This window comes from Pseudophaeobacter sp. 1A09344, assembly GCF_041008745.1.
GTDB classification, from domain to species: Bacteria; Pseudomonadota; Alphaproteobacteria; order Rhodobacterales; family Rhodobacteraceae; genus Phycobacter; species Phycobacter gallaeciensis_A.
The window spans coordinates 164,611-178,428 of sequence record NZ_JAXGFS010000003.1 but is presented as its reverse complement, the minus strand read 5'-3'; the positions used below and the strand labels follow the sequence as shown (position 1 = coordinate 178,428).

The 13,818-nt window shown below is 64.4% G+C and carries 15 protein-coding genes; 14 read left to right on the top strand and 1 reads right to left on the bottom strand.

Going from position 1 to position 13,818, the window contains the following annotated elements; all coding sequences use genetic code 11:
- Positions 1-3: 3 nt before the first annotated feature.
- Positions 4-1,794, bottom strand: coding sequence for an acyclic terpene utilization AtuA family protein (locus SM765_RS06515; RefSeq protein ID WP_274837568.1), 1,791 nt, complete (start codon positions 1,792-1,794; stop codon positions 4-6).
- Positions 1,795-2,092: 298 nt separating this feature from the next.
- Between SM765_RS06515 and pcaF the strand changes: the two genes are divergently transcribed.
- The 14 genes from pcaF to SM765_RS06445 all read left to right on the top strand — a co-directional run bounded on the left by pcaF (position 2,093) and on the right by SM765_RS06445 (position 13,638).
- Positions 2,093-3,295, top strand: a complete 1,203-nt coding sequence (pcaF, locus tag SM765_RS06510; RefSeq protein WP_065272555.1) for a 3-oxoadipyl-CoA thiolase — start codon at positions 2,093-2,095, stop codon at positions 3,293-3,295.
- A 22-nt stretch (positions 3,296-3,317) separates the two neighbouring features.
- Entirely contained in the window at positions 3,318-4,295 is a 978-nt protein-coding gene (gene paaA / locus SM765_RS06505; RefSeq protein ID WP_065272554.1) for a 1,2-phenylacetyl-CoA epoxidase subunit PaaA, read from the top strand.
- A gap of 81 nt (positions 4,296-4,376) precedes the next feature.
- Entirely contained in the window at positions 4,377-4,661 is a 285-nt protein-coding gene (paaB, locus tag SM765_RS06500) for a 1,2-phenylacetyl-CoA epoxidase subunit PaaB (RefSeq protein WP_065272553.1), read from the top strand.
- Positions 4,661-5,422 (top strand): 1,2-phenylacetyl-CoA epoxidase subunit PaaC, encoded by a 762-nt coding sequence (gene paaC, locus SM765_RS06495; RefSeq protein ID WP_274837567.1) that lies wholly within the window; start codon positions 4,661-4,663, stop codon positions 5,420-5,422. Before paaB ends, paaC begins: the two co-directional genes overlap by 1 nt.
- A 121-nt stretch (positions 5,423-5,543) precedes the next feature.
- Complete coding sequence (gene paaD, locus SM765_RS06490; RefSeq protein ID WP_065273708.1) at positions 5,544-6,017, top strand: 1,2-phenylacetyl-CoA epoxidase subunit PaaD; 474 nt, start codon at positions 5,544-5,546, stop codon at positions 6,015-6,017.
- A 10-nt stretch (positions 6,018-6,027) separates the two neighbouring features.
- Complete coding sequence (gene paaE, locus SM765_RS06485; RefSeq protein WP_065272551.1) at positions 6,028-7,101, top strand: 1,2-phenylacetyl-CoA epoxidase subunit PaaE; 1,074 nt, start codon at positions 6,028-6,030, stop codon at positions 7,099-7,101.
- Between the two features lie 80 nt (positions 7,102-7,181).
- Positions 7,182-7,943 carry a Phenylacetic acid catabolic protein gene (locus SM765_RS06480; RefSeq protein ID WP_274827623.1) on the top strand — a complete coding sequence of 254 codons (762 nt, stop codon included), beginning with the start codon at positions 7,182-7,184 and terminating at the stop codon, positions 7,941-7,943.
- Positions 7,944-8,319: 376 nt separating this feature from the next.
- Entirely contained in the window at positions 8,320-9,183 is an 864-nt protein-coding gene (locus SM765_RS06475; protein ID WP_274837566.1) for a branched-chain amino acid aminotransferase, read from the top strand.
- Positions 9,176-10,246 (top strand): AbrB family transcriptional regulator, encoded by a 1,071-nt coding sequence (locus SM765_RS06470; protein WP_274837565.1) that lies wholly within the window; start codon positions 9,176-9,178, stop codon positions 10,244-10,246. The genes SM765_RS06475 and SM765_RS06470 overlap by 8 nt, the downstream gene beginning before the upstream one ends.
- Positions 10,247-10,267: 21 nt before the next feature.
- A complete protein-coding gene (locus SM765_RS06465; protein ID WP_065272547.1) occupies positions 10,268-10,723 on the top strand; it encodes a universal stress protein in 456 nt (151 codons plus the stop codon).
- Between the two features lie 121 nt (positions 10,724-10,844).
- Positions 10,845-11,408 (top strand): NifU family protein, encoded by a 564-nt coding sequence (locus tag SM765_RS06460; RefSeq protein WP_065272546.1) that lies wholly within the window; start codon positions 10,845-10,847, stop codon positions 11,406-11,408.
- Positions 11,409-11,456: 48 nt separating this feature from the next.
- Complete coding sequence (gene tsaB / locus SM765_RS06455; RefSeq protein ID WP_274837564.1) at positions 11,457-12,053, top strand: tRNA (adenosine(37)-N6)-threonylcarbamoyltransferase complex dimerization subunit type 1 TsaB; 597 nt, start codon at positions 11,457-11,459, stop codon at positions 12,051-12,053.
- Between the two features lie 31 nt (positions 12,054-12,084).
- A complete protein-coding gene (locus tag SM765_RS06450) occupies positions 12,085-12,483 on the top strand; it encodes a GNAT family N-acetyltransferase (protein ID WP_082996167.1) in 399 nt (132 codons plus the stop codon).
- Between the two features lie 159 nt (positions 12,484-12,642).
- Positions 12,643-13,638, top strand: a complete 996-nt coding sequence (locus tag SM765_RS06445; RefSeq protein ID WP_065272543.1) for a BMP family lipoprotein — start codon at positions 12,643-12,645, stop codon at positions 13,636-13,638.
- Positions 13,639-13,818: the final 180 nt, after the last annotated feature.

Below are 13,818 nucleotides of genomic sequence, written 5' to 3'. Positions count from 1 at the left end.
TCGTTATTCATCCCACCCCCTCACCAGATCCGCATCCACCGGCACCGGGGCGGCCAGCAGCAGCTGGGCGTATCCCTTGGCCTGCGGGTCATTGCGCAGGGAGGAGGTGCCGCCCCCGCCCAGCGCGCCATGCAGCAGGATGTTCATCGACGCACTCCCCGGCAGGTAGAACCGCTCAATCCGGCCTTTGGTGAAATGACCAAAGACGCGGGTCAGGTGGTCCGCGTCCAGCGCGGACCAGATCCAGGGCATGAAGGCTGGGCGACGGGCGAGAATGCCAATATTGGCGATGTCACCCTTGTCACCGCTGCGCCCGAAGGCCAGGCGCACGAGCGGCACCTCGACCCCCCTATTCGCTGCCGGAGCAACCGGCAGCGCAGAGCGCCTGGGCGGATCGACGGGCTGCGGCGCAGCGGCCGGGATCTCGATCTCTCCCGCCCCGTCGCGCAGGGTGACCGACACCTGATCCTTTGGCGTGAGGTAGGAAAACAGCGCCAGCACCGGGCTGGGCCGGGGCCGTGTGCCCGCAAAACCTGACAGGCCTGGCGGAGTGGCCAGCCCCAGGCCGGTTGCCTCTTTCATGAAAAGGCCAATGGCGCGGGCATCGATGTGGCGCACCGCGATCTTGGCAGCGACCTCGCGCGCCGGGGCGCTTTGGCGCATCGCGCCGAACTGGCTTTCGGCGCCGATCAGCTCCACGCTGACATCGGTGAAATCGGGCGCGTTCATGCGGGTCAAAGCCGCCCGAGTTCGCGCCAGCGCCGCATCGGCAAAGGCCTGGGCCTTCTCCTCGGCCTCCAGCCCGTAGAAGGTGAAAATATGCCCGCCGCGATAGCCATCGGCATGGGTGAGGCAGGTCTTGTAGTCGCCGGGGACGCCGCGCCCCTTGGCCCCCGCCACATGCACCCGGTTCGGAGCGGTCTCTGTCAGTGTCACATTCGAGAAGTCACAGATCACATCCGGCAGCACGTAGGATTGCGGATCGCCGATCTCATAGAGCATCTGCTCGCCCACCGTGCCGCGCGAGACCAGCCCGCCGGTGCCTTCGGGTTTGGTCACATCAAAGGAGCCATCGGGGCAGACTTCGGCGATGGGATAGCCAATGCGGTCCAGCCCCTGCACCACATCGCGCCAATCGGTGAAATTCCCACCCGTGGCCTGCGGTCCGCATTCCAGGATATGCCCTGCCAGTGACCCGCCTGCGAGCCGGTCCAGATCCTGCGGCGCCCAGCCGAAATGATGGATGCAGGCGCCAAGGGTGACGGCGCTGTCGACGCAACGACCTGTAATGACGATATCAGCGCCCCGGTCCAGCGCGGCGGCGATGGGAAAGGCGCCAAGATAAGCGTTGATGCTGGCGATCTTGTCCTTGGGCGGGAAAGGCGCGCCCGAGAACATCTCGACCGGGCCTGTTGCGGCGATCTCTTCAGCCTGCCCGGTCAGATCGTCGCCTTCGATGGTGGCCACTTTCAACGACAAGCCCTGCCGGGCGATTTCCTCGCGCAGGGCGGCGGCGCAGGCGCCGGGGTTCACCCCACCCGCGTTGGAGATGATCCGCACACCCTGCGCCGCGATCTGGGACAGGTTGGGCGCCATGGCGCCGCTGACGAAATCCGTGGCGTAGCCTGCGCCCGGATCCTTGGCGCGCGCGCGGGCCAGGATCGCCATGGTGATCTCGGCCAGGTAGTCATAGACGATGAAATCCAGCCCGCCCGCTGCCAGCAGCTGCGGTGTGGCCAGCGCAGCATCACCCCAGAAGCCGCTGGCGCCGCCGATGCGCAGAATATCCGCCATGTCCTCTCCCCCGTGACGCAATGCGCCTGTTTCAGGCCTAGCAAAGCTGTCGCGATGTCCTCCGCACCACAACAGACCGATCGTTCTGTTTCAGCCTGCCTGAAAGCGCAGGCAGGCCGCAACAGAAAATCCGCGCCGATGGAAAAGGACGTTAAGTCACTCAGATTTCGACAATGTGTTACAGATTTTCCAACTACATACTTTTTACGTTACATTTTGCTTGCCGCGAATCGCTGCTTTAATGTACACCGACTACACGGTCGGCTAATTTTTGAGCCAAACAGGAGACGCGAACCCCATGGATGCATTCATCTGCGATGCCACCCGGACCCCCATTGGCCGCTACGGCGGCGCCCTCAGCCAGGTCCGCACCGACGATCTGGCCGCTGCCCCGATTGCCGCGCTGGTCGCGCGCAACCCGGACGTGGACTGGGCCAGCATTGACGATGTGATCTTTGGCGATGCCAACCAGGCCGGGGAAAGCAACCGCAACGTGGCCCGCATGGCGGCCCTGCTGGCAGGTCTGCCGGTGGATGTGCCCGGCACCACCATCAACCGCCTATGCGCATCCGGCATGGACGCGGTGGGCATGGCCAGCCGTGGCATCCGCGCCGGAGACTATGACATGGCCATCGCAGGCGGCGTCGAAAGCATGAGCCGCGCGCCCTTCGTGATGCCCAAGGCAACCAGCGCCTTTACCCGTGCCAACGCGGTTTACGACACCACCATCGGCTGGCGCTTCGTGAACAAGAAGATGCACGAGATGTACGGCACCGACTCGATGCCGCAGACCGCTGATAACGTTGCAGAAGATTATGATATCTCCCGCGAGGATCAGGACGCATTTGCCGCCCGCAGCCAGGCCCGCTGGGCCAGCGCACATGAGGCAGGCGTCTTTGCCGAAGAGATCACCCCGGTCACCATTCCGCAGCGCAAGGGCGATGCCCTGGTCGTGGACACCGACGAACACCCCCGCCCTGGCACCGGCGCCGACAAGCTGGCGAAGCTGAAGGGCGTCAACGGCCCGGACAAGAGCGTGACCGCAGGCAATGCCTCGGGCGTCAACGACGGCGCCGCCGCCATCCTGATGGCGAATGAGGCAGCCGCGGCCAAGAACGGCCTGAAACCGATGGCCCGCATCGTCGGCATGGCCGCCGCCGGGGTCGAACCCCGCGTGATGGGCATCGGCCCGGTCCCCGCGACGCAAAAGGTTCTGGCCCGCACCGGCCTCACCATCGACCAGATGGACGTGATCGAACTCAACGAGGCCTTCGCCTCGCAGGGGCTTGCGACCCTTCGCGCCCTTGGCGTGGCGGACGATGCGCCCCATGTTAATCCCAATGGCGGCGCCATCGCCATCGGCCATCCGCTTGGCATGTCGGGCGCCCGGCTGGTGCTGACCGCCGCCTATCAACTGCAACGTACTGGCGGGCGCTACGCGCTGTGCACCATGTGCGTTGGTGTCGGACAGGGCACCGCCCTGATCCTTGAACGTGTGTAATCAGTAAGGGAGGAAACGCGCTATGTATGCTCAGATGGTGAAATCCGAGGCCACGCAAGACGACCCCGAAAAACTCGCCGCCTTTCAGGCGCGGATCGACCGGGGCGAAAAGATCGAGCCCAAGGACTGGATGCCCGAGGGCTATCGCAAGACGCTGATCCGCCAGATCGGCCAGCACGCCCACTCGGAAATCGTCGGTCAGCTGCCCGAAGGCAACTGGATCACCCGTGCCCCGACGCTGGAGCGCAAGGCGATCCTGCTGGCCAAGGTGCAGGACGAGGCGGGCCATGGTCTGTATCTTTACTGCGCGGCGGAAACGCTGGGTGTGTCCCGTGACGAGCTGACGGAAATGCTGCTGGATGGCCGCATGAAGTATTCCTCGATCTTCAACTACCCGACGCTGAACTGGGCCGATATCGGCGCAGTGGGCTGGCTGGTGGACGGCGCCGCGATCATGAACCAGGTGCCGCTGCAGCGGACCTCGTTCGGCCCTTACAGCCGCGCCATGATCCGGGTCTGCAAGGAAGAAAGCTTTCACCAGCGCCAGGGCTATGACGCCATCCGCAAGATGGCAGAAGGTACCCCTGAGCAGAAGAAGATGGCGCAGGACGCGCTGAACCGTCTGTGGTTCCCGTCGCTGATGATGTTCGGTCCCTCGGACAAGGATTCGGTGCACTCGGCGCAATCGATGGCCTGGAAGATCAAGATGAACACCAATGACGAACTGCGTCAGAAGTTCGTCGACCAGACCGTGCCGCAGATCGAATTCCTGGGTCTTGAGCTGCCCGATCCCGGCATCAAGTGGAACGAGGAACGCGGTCACTATGATTACACCGATCCCGACTGGTCGGAGTTCTTCGACGTGATCCAGGGCAACGGCCCCTGCAATACCGACCGTCTGGCCGCGCGCAATGACGCCTGGAAAGACGGCGAATGGGTCCGTGACGGCCTGCTGGCCCACGCCCAGAAGAAGGCCGCGCGCAAACACGCCGCCGAATAACCGACCCAAGCCTTATCTGCCCCCTGCCCAGTCCATCATAGACCTGCCGCAGGGTGGCCCCTCAGCCAGGAGGAACACCCCATGAAACATGAATGGCCCCTTTGGGAAGTCTTTATCCGCGGTCAGCATGGCATGAGCCACCGCCACGTCGGATCGCTGCACGCGCCGGACGCCGAAATGGCGATCAAGAACGCCCGCGACGTCTACACCCGCCGCAACGAAGGCGTGTCGATCTGGGTGGTCGAGGCGAACAATATCGCTGCCTCCTCGCCCGGCGACAAAGGCCCGCTGTACGAGCCGTCGGAATCCAAGGTCTACCGTCACCCGACCTTCTTTGACATCCCCGAAGAAGTGGGAGCGATGTGATGACCCGCGAGGAAGCCTTTACTCAGTTCCTTTTGCGGATGGGTGACAACACCCTGATTCTGGGCCATCGCGTCAGCGAATGGTGCGGCCACGCGCCGGTTCTGGAAGAGGATATCGCGCTGGCCAATACCGCGCTCGACCTCATCGGCCAGACCCAGATGTGGCTTGGCCTTGCGGGCGAAGTGCAGGGGGAAGGCAAGAGCGCCGATGACCTCGCCTTCCTGCGCGATGTCTGGGATTTCCGCAACGTGCTGCTGGTCGAAGTGCCGAACGGCGACTTTGGCCGCACCTTGATGCGCCAGTGCCTATTTGATGCCTGGCACTCGATCCAGCTGGGCCATCTGATGAAATCCAGCGACGAACGGGTTGCCGCGATTGCCGCCAAGGCCAGCAAGGAAGTCGCCTATCACCTGGAACGTTCGGCCGATACGGTCGTGGGGCTGGGTGATGGCACCGAAGAAAGCCACCGCCGCATGCAGGAGGCGCTGGATTATCTCTGGCCCTATGTGGGCGAGATGTTCCAGTCCGACGACGTGGACGCGGAGATGGTCAAGGCGGGTATCGCGCCCGATCCGGCCAGCCTGCGGGATGACTTTGATGCGCTGATCGGCCGGATCATGGGCGAGGCAACGCTGACCATCCCGGACAGTGCCTTTGGTCACAAGGGTGGGCGCACCGGTAAGATGCACACCGAGCATCTGGGCCACCTTCTGACCCATATGCAGTGGCTGCAGCGCGCCTATCCCGGCGCCAAGTGGTAACGACAACCGCATCACAGTAAGGGCACCCCCGACCTCGGGTGGGGGTGAAGCCCCCTCCCGTGGGGGAGGTCGGGGGCTGCCCGGCCTATCGACCGGGCAAAGCCAAAGTGGAGTGAGCCACATGAGCCAAACAGTAGACAAGCCAAGCGTGGAGCAGATCTGGGAATGGCTGGACGCCGTGCCCGATCCGGAAATCCCGGTGATCTCTCTGGTCGATCTCGGCATCATCCGCGGTGTCGCCTGGGATGGCGATACGCTGGAAGTGGCCGTCACCCCGACCTATTCGGGCTGCCCGGCGACGGCGGTGATCAACATGGATATCGAAACCGCCCTGCGCGATCACGGGGTCGAGGACATCCGCCTCAAAACCCAGATCGCCCCGCCCTGGACCACCGACTGGTTGTCGGAAAAGGGCCGCGCCAAGCTGGAAGAATACGGCATCGCTCCGCCCCAGGCCGCAGGCGGCCCGGAAAAATGCCCCCATTGCGGCAGCAAGAACGTCACCCGTGTGAGCCAGTTCGGCTCCACCCCGTGCAAGGCACACTGGCGCTGTCAGGACTGCCTCGAACCTTTTGATTATTTCAAGTGCATCTGAGGAGACCTCCATGGCGCGCTTTCACGATCTAGAAGTCACCGATGTCCGCAAGACGATCCGCGATGCGGTTGTTGTCTCCCTGAAGCCCGCCAATGGCGCGGCGGCGGAGTTCGATTTCACCCAAGGCCAGTACCTGACCTTCCGCCGCGATTTTGATGGCGAGGAGCTGCGCCGCAGCTACTCGATCTGCGCGGGCAAGGAGGACGGCATCCTGCAGGTCGGCATCAAACGCGTCGATGGCGGCGCCTTTTCGACTTGGGCCAATACCGACCTGAAACCCGGTGACACCCTACAGGCGATGGCGCCGATGGGCACCTTCTTCACGCCACTCGATGCTGGCGCCGAAAAATCCTACCTCGGCTTTGCCGGCGGATCGGGCATCACCCCGGTGCTGTCGATCCTGAAGACCACCCTGGCGGCCGAGCCAAATTCGACCTTCACGCTGGTTTACGCCAACAAGGGCGTCAACACGATCATGTTCCGCGAGGAGCTGGAGGACCTGAAGAACCTCTACATGGGGCGCTTCAACGTCATCCACATTCTGGAAAGCGATGCGCAGGAGATCGACCTCTTCACCGGTCTGGTGACCGAGGAGAAATGCGCCCAGCTGTTCGAGCACTGGATTGATATCGACAACGTCGACACCGCCTTTATCTGCGGGCCGGAACCGATGATGCTGGGCATCGCCGCAGCGCTGCGCACGGCAGGCCTGAAGGACGATCAGATCAAGTTCGAGCTCTTCGCCAGCGCCCAGCCCGGCCGGGCCAAGCGCAAGGCAAGCGCCGCCGATGCGGCCAGCAACGCGAACCAGACCTCTGCCGCGATCACCCTTGATGGCGCCACCCAGACCATCGAGATGGGCAAGGACACCACCATCCTGGATGCGGCGCTGGAGAACGCCATGGACGCGCCCTACGCCTGCAAGGCCGGGGTCTGCTCCACCTGCCGCTGCAAGGTGCTGGAGGGCGAGGTGGAAATGGTCACCAATCACGCGCTCGAAGATTACGAGGTCGAAAAGGGCTACGTCTTGTCCTGCCAGGCCTATCCTGTCACCGATAGGGTGGTCGTGGATTACGATCAGTAATGCATTTCATGGCGCGCCCTTCCGGGCGCGTCTGTGTTTAAGGGCCCGTTTCACAGGGCCGAATTCAGGGAGGATCAGATATGGCCGAGGACATGAGCCTCAGCAGCTATCTTGCGCAGGGCGGCAAGCTCACCAATCCATCCAACGTGCCGCCGCGCTATCGTGCGGAACTCTTGAAACTGATGGCGACCTTTGTCGACAGCGAGCTGGCCGGGGCGGCGGGCTTTGCCGATATCATCAACGAAGGTCCCGGCATCAAGGCCCGCATCGCCGCCGCCAAGATCGTGCTGGAGAAATCCGACAATGCCGACAAGGTGCTGCGCATCATGGGGGAATTCGGCGCCGATACCGAGGCCTACGCCGATCACCACCCCTGGACCGCGCGGCTGACCCGCGATGCCGACATCGGCCAGAGCCGCAGCAAGCACGACATGCGCCTTGCGGTGTTCAACTACCCGCTGGAAGGCTGGCTTGACGCGGTGGTGATGAACCTTCTGATGGGTCGCGCTGTCACGGTGCAACTTGGGGAGTTGTCGCAGGTCTCCTACCAGCCTCTGGCCGAGGCCTTCCGCAGCATCGCCCCGATCGAGCAGCGCCATGCGGAGTTGGCCGAAGAGGGGCTGACCCAGCTGGTAGAGAACGGCGAGACAGCGCAGGCGCAGGAAGCGGTGGACTACTGGTGGCCCCGCGTTGCCGCCTCTTTCGGCTCGCAAACCTCGGAGAAATTCGACGGGCTGCGCGCGATGGGCCTGCGCCATGACACCAATGCCGAGCTGCACGACCGCTGGGCCGCAGACGCGGGTGCGATCCTTGGGAAGCTGGGCCTGACACCGGGCAACTGAGCCGCTCCGGTCCCCCAATCCGGCGCAGGTCCCGACACAGGGTCCTGCGCGGTCTCCCAGAAAAGCGCCCATATAGTCAGGCGGGCATGCAGGCGGGGCACTCCCGCCCGGACGCTGCGCATCACAGATGCGCCTTGTCCCCTTGGGCCGGGCGCGTGCCGGGCGGCGCGCGCAAAGCGCCCGATCCTCGGTGTTTTCCCATTTGTTTCGCGTGCGAAACAGCTTGCCAGCTCCTTGTCCCGGCGCGCAGTGGCAACGCAACACCTCCACAGCCCCCACACACCCATGTGCAAAGAAGCGCCGACCGGGCACTGGACCTTGCCGGAAGAGCCTCCTAGTGTCCCGGGGACGCAAGACATTTTGAAAGGCCCCGATCATGGCAGCTGGCAGCACCATCCACACCTACTTCAACGGTCAGTGGCACGACGGGGACGTGCCAATCATGTCCGCCGCCGACCACGCGGCCTGGCTTGGCTCTTCGATCTTTGACGGGGCGCGGCTGTTTGACGGGGTGACGCCGGATCTGGACCTACACTGCGCCCGCGCCAATGCCTCGGCCTCGGCGCTGATGATGAAACCAACCGTCTCGGTCGAGGATATGGTGGAGATCACCCGCGAGGGGCTGAAACGCTTTGCCCCCGGCGCTGCGGTCTATATCCGCCCGATGTACTGGGCCACCGATGGCGATGCGACGATGATTGCGCCCGAGCCGGAGACCACCAAGTTCGCGCTCTGCCTGGAAGAGATCCCGATGGCCCCGGCGGATGCCAGCGCCACCCTGACCCGCACCCAATACCGCCGCCCGGTGCTGGAAAACGCCGTAGTCAACGCCAAGGCCGGCTGCCTCTACCCCAACAATGCCCGTATGCTGCGCGAAGCCCGCGCCAAGGGCTTTGCCAACGCGCTGGTGCAGGACGCCATGGGCAACGTGGCCGAAACCGCCACCGCAAATATCTTTATGGTGCGCGACGGAGAGGTCTTTACCCCCATTGCCAATGGCACCTTCCTGGCCGGGATCACTCGCGCCCGCCATATCAAGAACCTGAAGGCAGACGGTGTCCCCGTGCATGAAACCGTGCTGAGCTTTAAGGACTTTGAGGAGGCCGACGAAGTCTTCATGTCCGGCAACATGAGCAAGGTCACCCCGGTCACCGCTTTCGACGACCGTCAGTATCAGATCGGCCCCATGGCCCGCCGCGTGCGCGAGATGTATTGGGACTGGGCTGCCACACATGGGTGAGTGGCGGCAAAGCTTTCTGACCATCGCCGTCGGCGGGGTCGGAGCTTTGATCGCCTCCCTGATCCATATGCCGATGGCCCTGCTGGCCGGGCCTGCCATCGCCGTCAGCCTTGCCGGGCTCTGGGGCGCGCCCATGGATATCGCGCCCCGGCTTCGGGATGCGGCGTTTCTGGTGATGGGGCTCAGCATCGGCTCGATGGTCAGCCCCGAAAGTTTTGCCGCCATGATGCGCTGGCCAGTGGCCTTTGGACTGCTGGCGGCCCTGACCATTGTCACGCCTTTCGCCGGGCGCAGTCTGGTGCCCCGCATCCTGCCGTTTGAACGGCACGAATCCTTTCTCGCCGCCGCGCCCGGACATCTGGGGCTGGTGATCGCGCTGGCGGACAGCCTGTCTCTCTCCCTGACGCGGCCGATGGTGCTGGCCTCGATCCGGCTGATGTCGCTGACCCTGCTGGTGCCGCTGGGGGCCACCCTTGCGGGGATGGAGATCGGCTTTGGACTGCCGGGCAGCGCCGCCGTGACACCGCTGGGCTGGATCGCGATCCAGATCGCCATCGCCCTTGCCATCGCGCCGCTGCTGCGCCGGATCAAACTGCCCGCCCCGACGCTGATCGCCGGGATAACCGTCGCTGCGACGACCCATCTTGGCGGCTGGACTGCGGGCGGGTTGCCCGGCTGGGGGGCGCAGGGCGCGCTGATCCTGATGGGCAGCCTTATCGGGGGACGCTTTACCGGCATGAGCTGGCGCGAATTGCAGGGCAGCCTGCTGGCGGGCGGCGTGATCGTCCTTCTGACCTGCGGGCTGGCAGCGGTAGCAGCACTGCCAGCGGCCTATCTGTCGGGCCTGCCGCTGTTGGATGTGCTGCTGGGATTTTCCCCCGGCGGGCTGGAAACCATGATCATTCTCGGCGCCGCGCTTGGCGCCGATCCCACCTTTGTCGCGGCGGCGCATCTGTTCCGCCTGATGGTGCTGGCGGTGGTTCTGATGCTCTACGCAACCCGGGTTGCCAACAGCGCCGCACTGAAAAGCGATGGACAGGACGCGGCCCCTCGGGCAGATTGATCAGGATTGTGGAGGCTACAGATGCGCAAATTTCTGGTTGTGCTGGATGACAGCCGTGAATGCCTGAACGCCATGCGGTTCGCCGCGATGCGGGCGGCCCGCACCGGTGGCGGGGTGGCGATCCTGTCAGTGATCCCGCCCGATGAATTCAACCACTGGATCGGCGTGGGCGAAGTCATGCGCGAAGAGGCCCGCGAACGCATCCATGCCCATTTCGAGGTTTTCGCCAAATGGATGCGCGACCGTCAGGGGGTGGATCCGGAGCTGATCATCCGCGAAGGCGAGGCCGTGCCCGAGATCCTGGCCCAGATCGAAGCCGATCCCGACATCGGCGTTCTGGTGCTGGGCGCGGGCACCGACCGCAAGGGGCCGGGGCCGCTGGTAAACCAGCTAAGCAAGACCTCGGGCAGCCTGCCGGTGCCAATCACCATCGTGCCGGGCGATCTGTCCAAGGACCGGCTGGAAGCGATTACCTGAGCCCCCAATTGCTGCCGCTGTTCCCTGATGCACAGGTGGCTTTGGCAATTTAGAACCGTTCCAAACCTTGACTTGTGCGGCCACGGCGCGCATATCTCCTGCAGACCAACGGAGACCCGAAATGTTCATTCAGACCGAATCCACGCCCAACCCGGCGACGCTGAAATTCCTTCCGGGACAGACCGTTCTGGAGGCAGGCACCGCCGATTTCGCCAGCCCCGAAGCGGCAGAGAGCTCTCCTCTGGCCAGCCGCATCTTCGCCGTCAGCGGCGTCACCGGCGTGTTCTTCGGCAATGATTTCGTCACCGTCACCAAGGCCGACGACGTCGAATGGGATCACATCAAACCTGCCATCCTGGGCGCGGTGATGGAGCATTACCAATCCGGCCAGCCGGTGATCAGCGCAGGTGGTGAGCAGGCCTCGGGCCACGCCGAACACAGTGGCGAAGACGGCGAAGTTGTCAACCAGATCAAAGACCTCCTGGACAGCCGCGTGCGCCCGGCCGTGGCCCAGGATGGCGGTGACATCACTTTCCACGGCTTTGAACGCGGCGTCGTCTACCTGCACATGCAGGGCGCCTGCGCGGGCTGCCCTTCCTCGACGCTGACCTTGAAAATGGGTATCGAGAACCTGCTGCGCCACTACATCCCCGAAGTCACCGAGGTCCGCCCGGTCGCCGTCTGAGCGGCAGGACAGACCCGTCGCCGTGCTGGCGACCTGAAAGGACAGAGGATGACAACCGAACCACTGGTTCTGGGCTTTGACACATCGGCCGCGCATTGCGCGGCCGCTTTGTTGCGCGGTGACACCCTTGTTGCCGAGGCGCTGGAGCCGATGGCACGCGGGCAGGCCGAACGGCTGATGCCGCTGCTGGAAGAGGTGCTGGCGACAGGCGGCGCCACATGGGCGGATCTGGATGCCATCGGTGTTGGCGTCGGCCCCGGCAATTTCACCGGTATCCGCATTGCCGTTTCCGCCGCCCGAGGTCTGGCGCTGGGTCTTGGCGTTCCGGCCGTGGGCATCGACGGTTTTGACGCCCGCGCCGCCACAGGAACCCTGCCCGGCATTCCCGCCCCGCGTGATCAGGTCTATGCCGCCCTGCCGGATCAGGCACCGCGTCTGATGCCCCGCGAGGAAGCTGAAGAGGCCGCGCGCGGTGCCGGGCTGACCTTTGCGCCCGAGGCCTCTCCCGCAGGGCTGGCCGAGGCGATCGCGCGTCTGGCAGCCGCCCGGATGGATCAGGACACAGCCGCCCCCGCGCCCCTCTATCTGCGCGCTGCCGATGCCGCGCCCGCGCGCGATACTCCGCCTGCGCTGATCGATGGCTGACGCCGTGGCCTCTGCCCCAGCCACAGACGACATGGCTAGGACACACGCGGCGGCCTTTACCCAGTCGCGCCCATGGAGCGCTGCGGAATTCGCCGACCTCCTGGACAGCCCCCTGACCTTTGCAATCGGTGATGCCCGCTGTTTCGCCCTTGTCCGCGTCATCGCGGATGAAGCCGAGTTGCTGACCATCGCCACCCACCCCGCGCACCAGCGCCAGGGTCTGGCCCGGCAGGTGATGCAGGACTGGCAGGATCTCGCCCGCACACGCAGCGCCACCGAAGCCTTTCTGGAGGTGGCCGCCGACAATACCGCGGCGCAGGCGCTCTACCAGGCATGCGGATTCGCCACTTGCGGCACCCGGCCCGGTTATTATGCCCGCAAAGGCGCCGCCCCTGTGGACGCGGTGCTTATGCGGTGCAGCTTACGTTAGGCCACCCGTATGGAATTCCACCGTTTGGTCAAAAAGCGGTTGACCCTGCCGCGATGCTGCGGGCTAAATTGCCGCACCTCTATTCGTCCCGGTCACATAACGCACCGGGCAGCCCAACGGCGGCTGTGACAATCATAAAACACAACTGGGAGTATTCTAATGAGCCTGATGAAAACCCTGATGGGCGGCTCGGCCGCACTGGCCGTCACTGCGGGCGCGGCCCTGGCGGATCCGGCGCTGATCTTTGACCTTGGCGGCAAATTCGACAAATCCTTCAACGAAGCGGCGTTCATGGGCGCAAAACGCTGGGCAGACGAGACCGGCGGCAGCTTCCGCGAGATCGAACTGCAATCCGAGGCCCAGCGCGAGCAGGCCCTGCGCCGCTTTGCCGAAGCGGGCTCCAACCCGATCGTGATGGCAGGCTTTGCCTTTGCTGACGCTCTGGGCCAGGTGGCTGCCGACTACCCGGACACCAAATTCACCATCATCGACATGGTCGTGGACGCGCCCAACGTGCGCTCGGTTGTCTTTAATGAGCATGAAGGCTCCTACCTCGTCGGCATGATGGCAGCTGAGGCCTCCAAATCCGGCACCGTCGGCTTCATCGGTGGCATGGACATCCCGCTGATCCGCAAATTCGCCTGTGGCTATGCCCAGGGCGTGATGGCCGCCAACCCCGACGCCAAGGTGATCGCCAACATGACCGGCACCACCCCGGCGGCCTGGAACGACCCGGTAAAAGGCTCCGAGCTTACCAAGGCGCAGATCAGCCAGGGCGCTGACGTGGTCTATGCTGCGGCAGGCGGCACCGGCGTGGGCGTTCTGCAGACCGCTGCGGATGAGGACATCCTGTCCATCGGCGTGGACAGCAACCAGAACCACCTGCACCCGGGTAAGGTACTGACCTCGATGATGAAACGCGTGGACAACGCGGTTTACGAGGCCTTCAGCGATGGCGCTGACATGGAAACCGGTTTCTCGGTCATGGGGCTGGCCAATGGCGGCGTCGGCTACGCGCTGGACGACAACAACGCACCGCTGGTTTCGGACGAGATGAAAGCCATGGTGGACGCTGCAGCAGCCAAGATCGCCTCGGGCGAGCTGAAGGTGCATGACTACATGTCTGACGACAGCTGCCCGGCGCTGTCGTTCTGATCGGCAACCGCTCTGGCCCGGCCTGAAAAGGCATAGCCAGAGCCCACTTTGCCCGGAGGCTGCCGCAACGCCGCCTCCGGGTTTGGTTTTTCCATCCCATCCGAGGGACGCACCGCCGCACCGGTATCCGCCCCCTGCGCATCACACCGGCATCCCCCCGGTCCGCGCCCCCGCATGTTG

What these genes read in the sequence shown, in the direction of transcription:
- SM765_RS06445 (WP_065272543.1), top strand. Translation starts at nt 12,643, where the DNA reads ATGAGCCTGATGAAAACCCTGATGGGCGGCTCGGCCGCACTGGCCGTC.
- SM765_RS06515 (WP_274837568.1), bottom strand. Translation starts at nt 1,794, where the DNA reads ATGGCGGATATTCTGCGCATCGGCGGCGCCAGCGGCTTCTGGGGTGAT.
- SM765_RS06460 (WP_065272546.1), top strand. Translation starts at nt 10,845, where the DNA reads ATGTTCATTCAGACCGAATCCACGCCCAACCCGGCGACGCTGAAATTC.
- paaE (WP_065272551.1), top strand. Translation starts at nt 6,028, where the DNA reads ATGGCGCGCTTTCACGATCTAGAAGTCACCGATGTCCGCAAGACGATC.
- SM765_RS06480 (WP_274827623.1), top strand. Translation starts at nt 7,182, where the DNA reads ATGGCCGAGGACATGAGCCTCAGCAGCTATCTTGCGCAGGGCGGCAAG.
- SM765_RS06475 (WP_274837566.1), top strand. Translation starts at nt 8,320, where the DNA reads ATGGCAGCTGGCAGCACCATCCACACCTACTTCAACGGTCAGTGGCAC.
- paaA (WP_065272554.1), top strand. Translation starts at nt 3,318, where the DNA reads ATGTATGCTCAGATGGTGAAATCCGAGGCCACGCAAGACGACCCCGAA.
- SM765_RS06450 (WP_082996167.1), top strand. Translation starts at nt 12,085, where the DNA reads ATGGCTAGGACACACGCGGCGGCCTTTACCCAGTCGCGCCCATGGAGC.
- paaC (WP_274837567.1), top strand. Translation starts at nt 4,661, where the DNA reads ATGACCCGCGAGGAAGCCTTTACTCAGTTCCTTTTGCGGATGGGTGAC.
- paaB (WP_065272553.1), top strand. Translation starts at nt 4,377, where the DNA reads ATGAAACATGAATGGCCCCTTTGGGAAGTCTTTATCCGCGGTCAGCAT.
- paaD (WP_065273708.1), top strand. Translation starts at nt 5,544, where the DNA reads ATGAGCCAAACAGTAGACAAGCCAAGCGTGGAGCAGATCTGGGAATGG.
- tsaB (WP_274837564.1), top strand. Translation starts at nt 11,457, where the DNA reads ATGACAACCGAACCACTGGTTCTGGGCTTTGACACATCGGCCGCGCAT.
- SM765_RS06470 (WP_274837565.1), top strand. Translation starts at nt 9,176, where the DNA reads ATGGGTGAGTGGCGGCAAAGCTTTCTGACCATCGCCGTCGGCGGGGTC.
- SM765_RS06465 (WP_065272547.1), top strand. Translation starts at nt 10,268, where the DNA reads ATGCGCAAATTTCTGGTTGTGCTGGATGACAGCCGTGAATGCCTGAAC.
- pcaF (WP_065272555.1), top strand. Translation starts at nt 2,093, where the DNA reads ATGGATGCATTCATCTGCGATGCCACCCGGACCCCCATTGGCCGCTAC.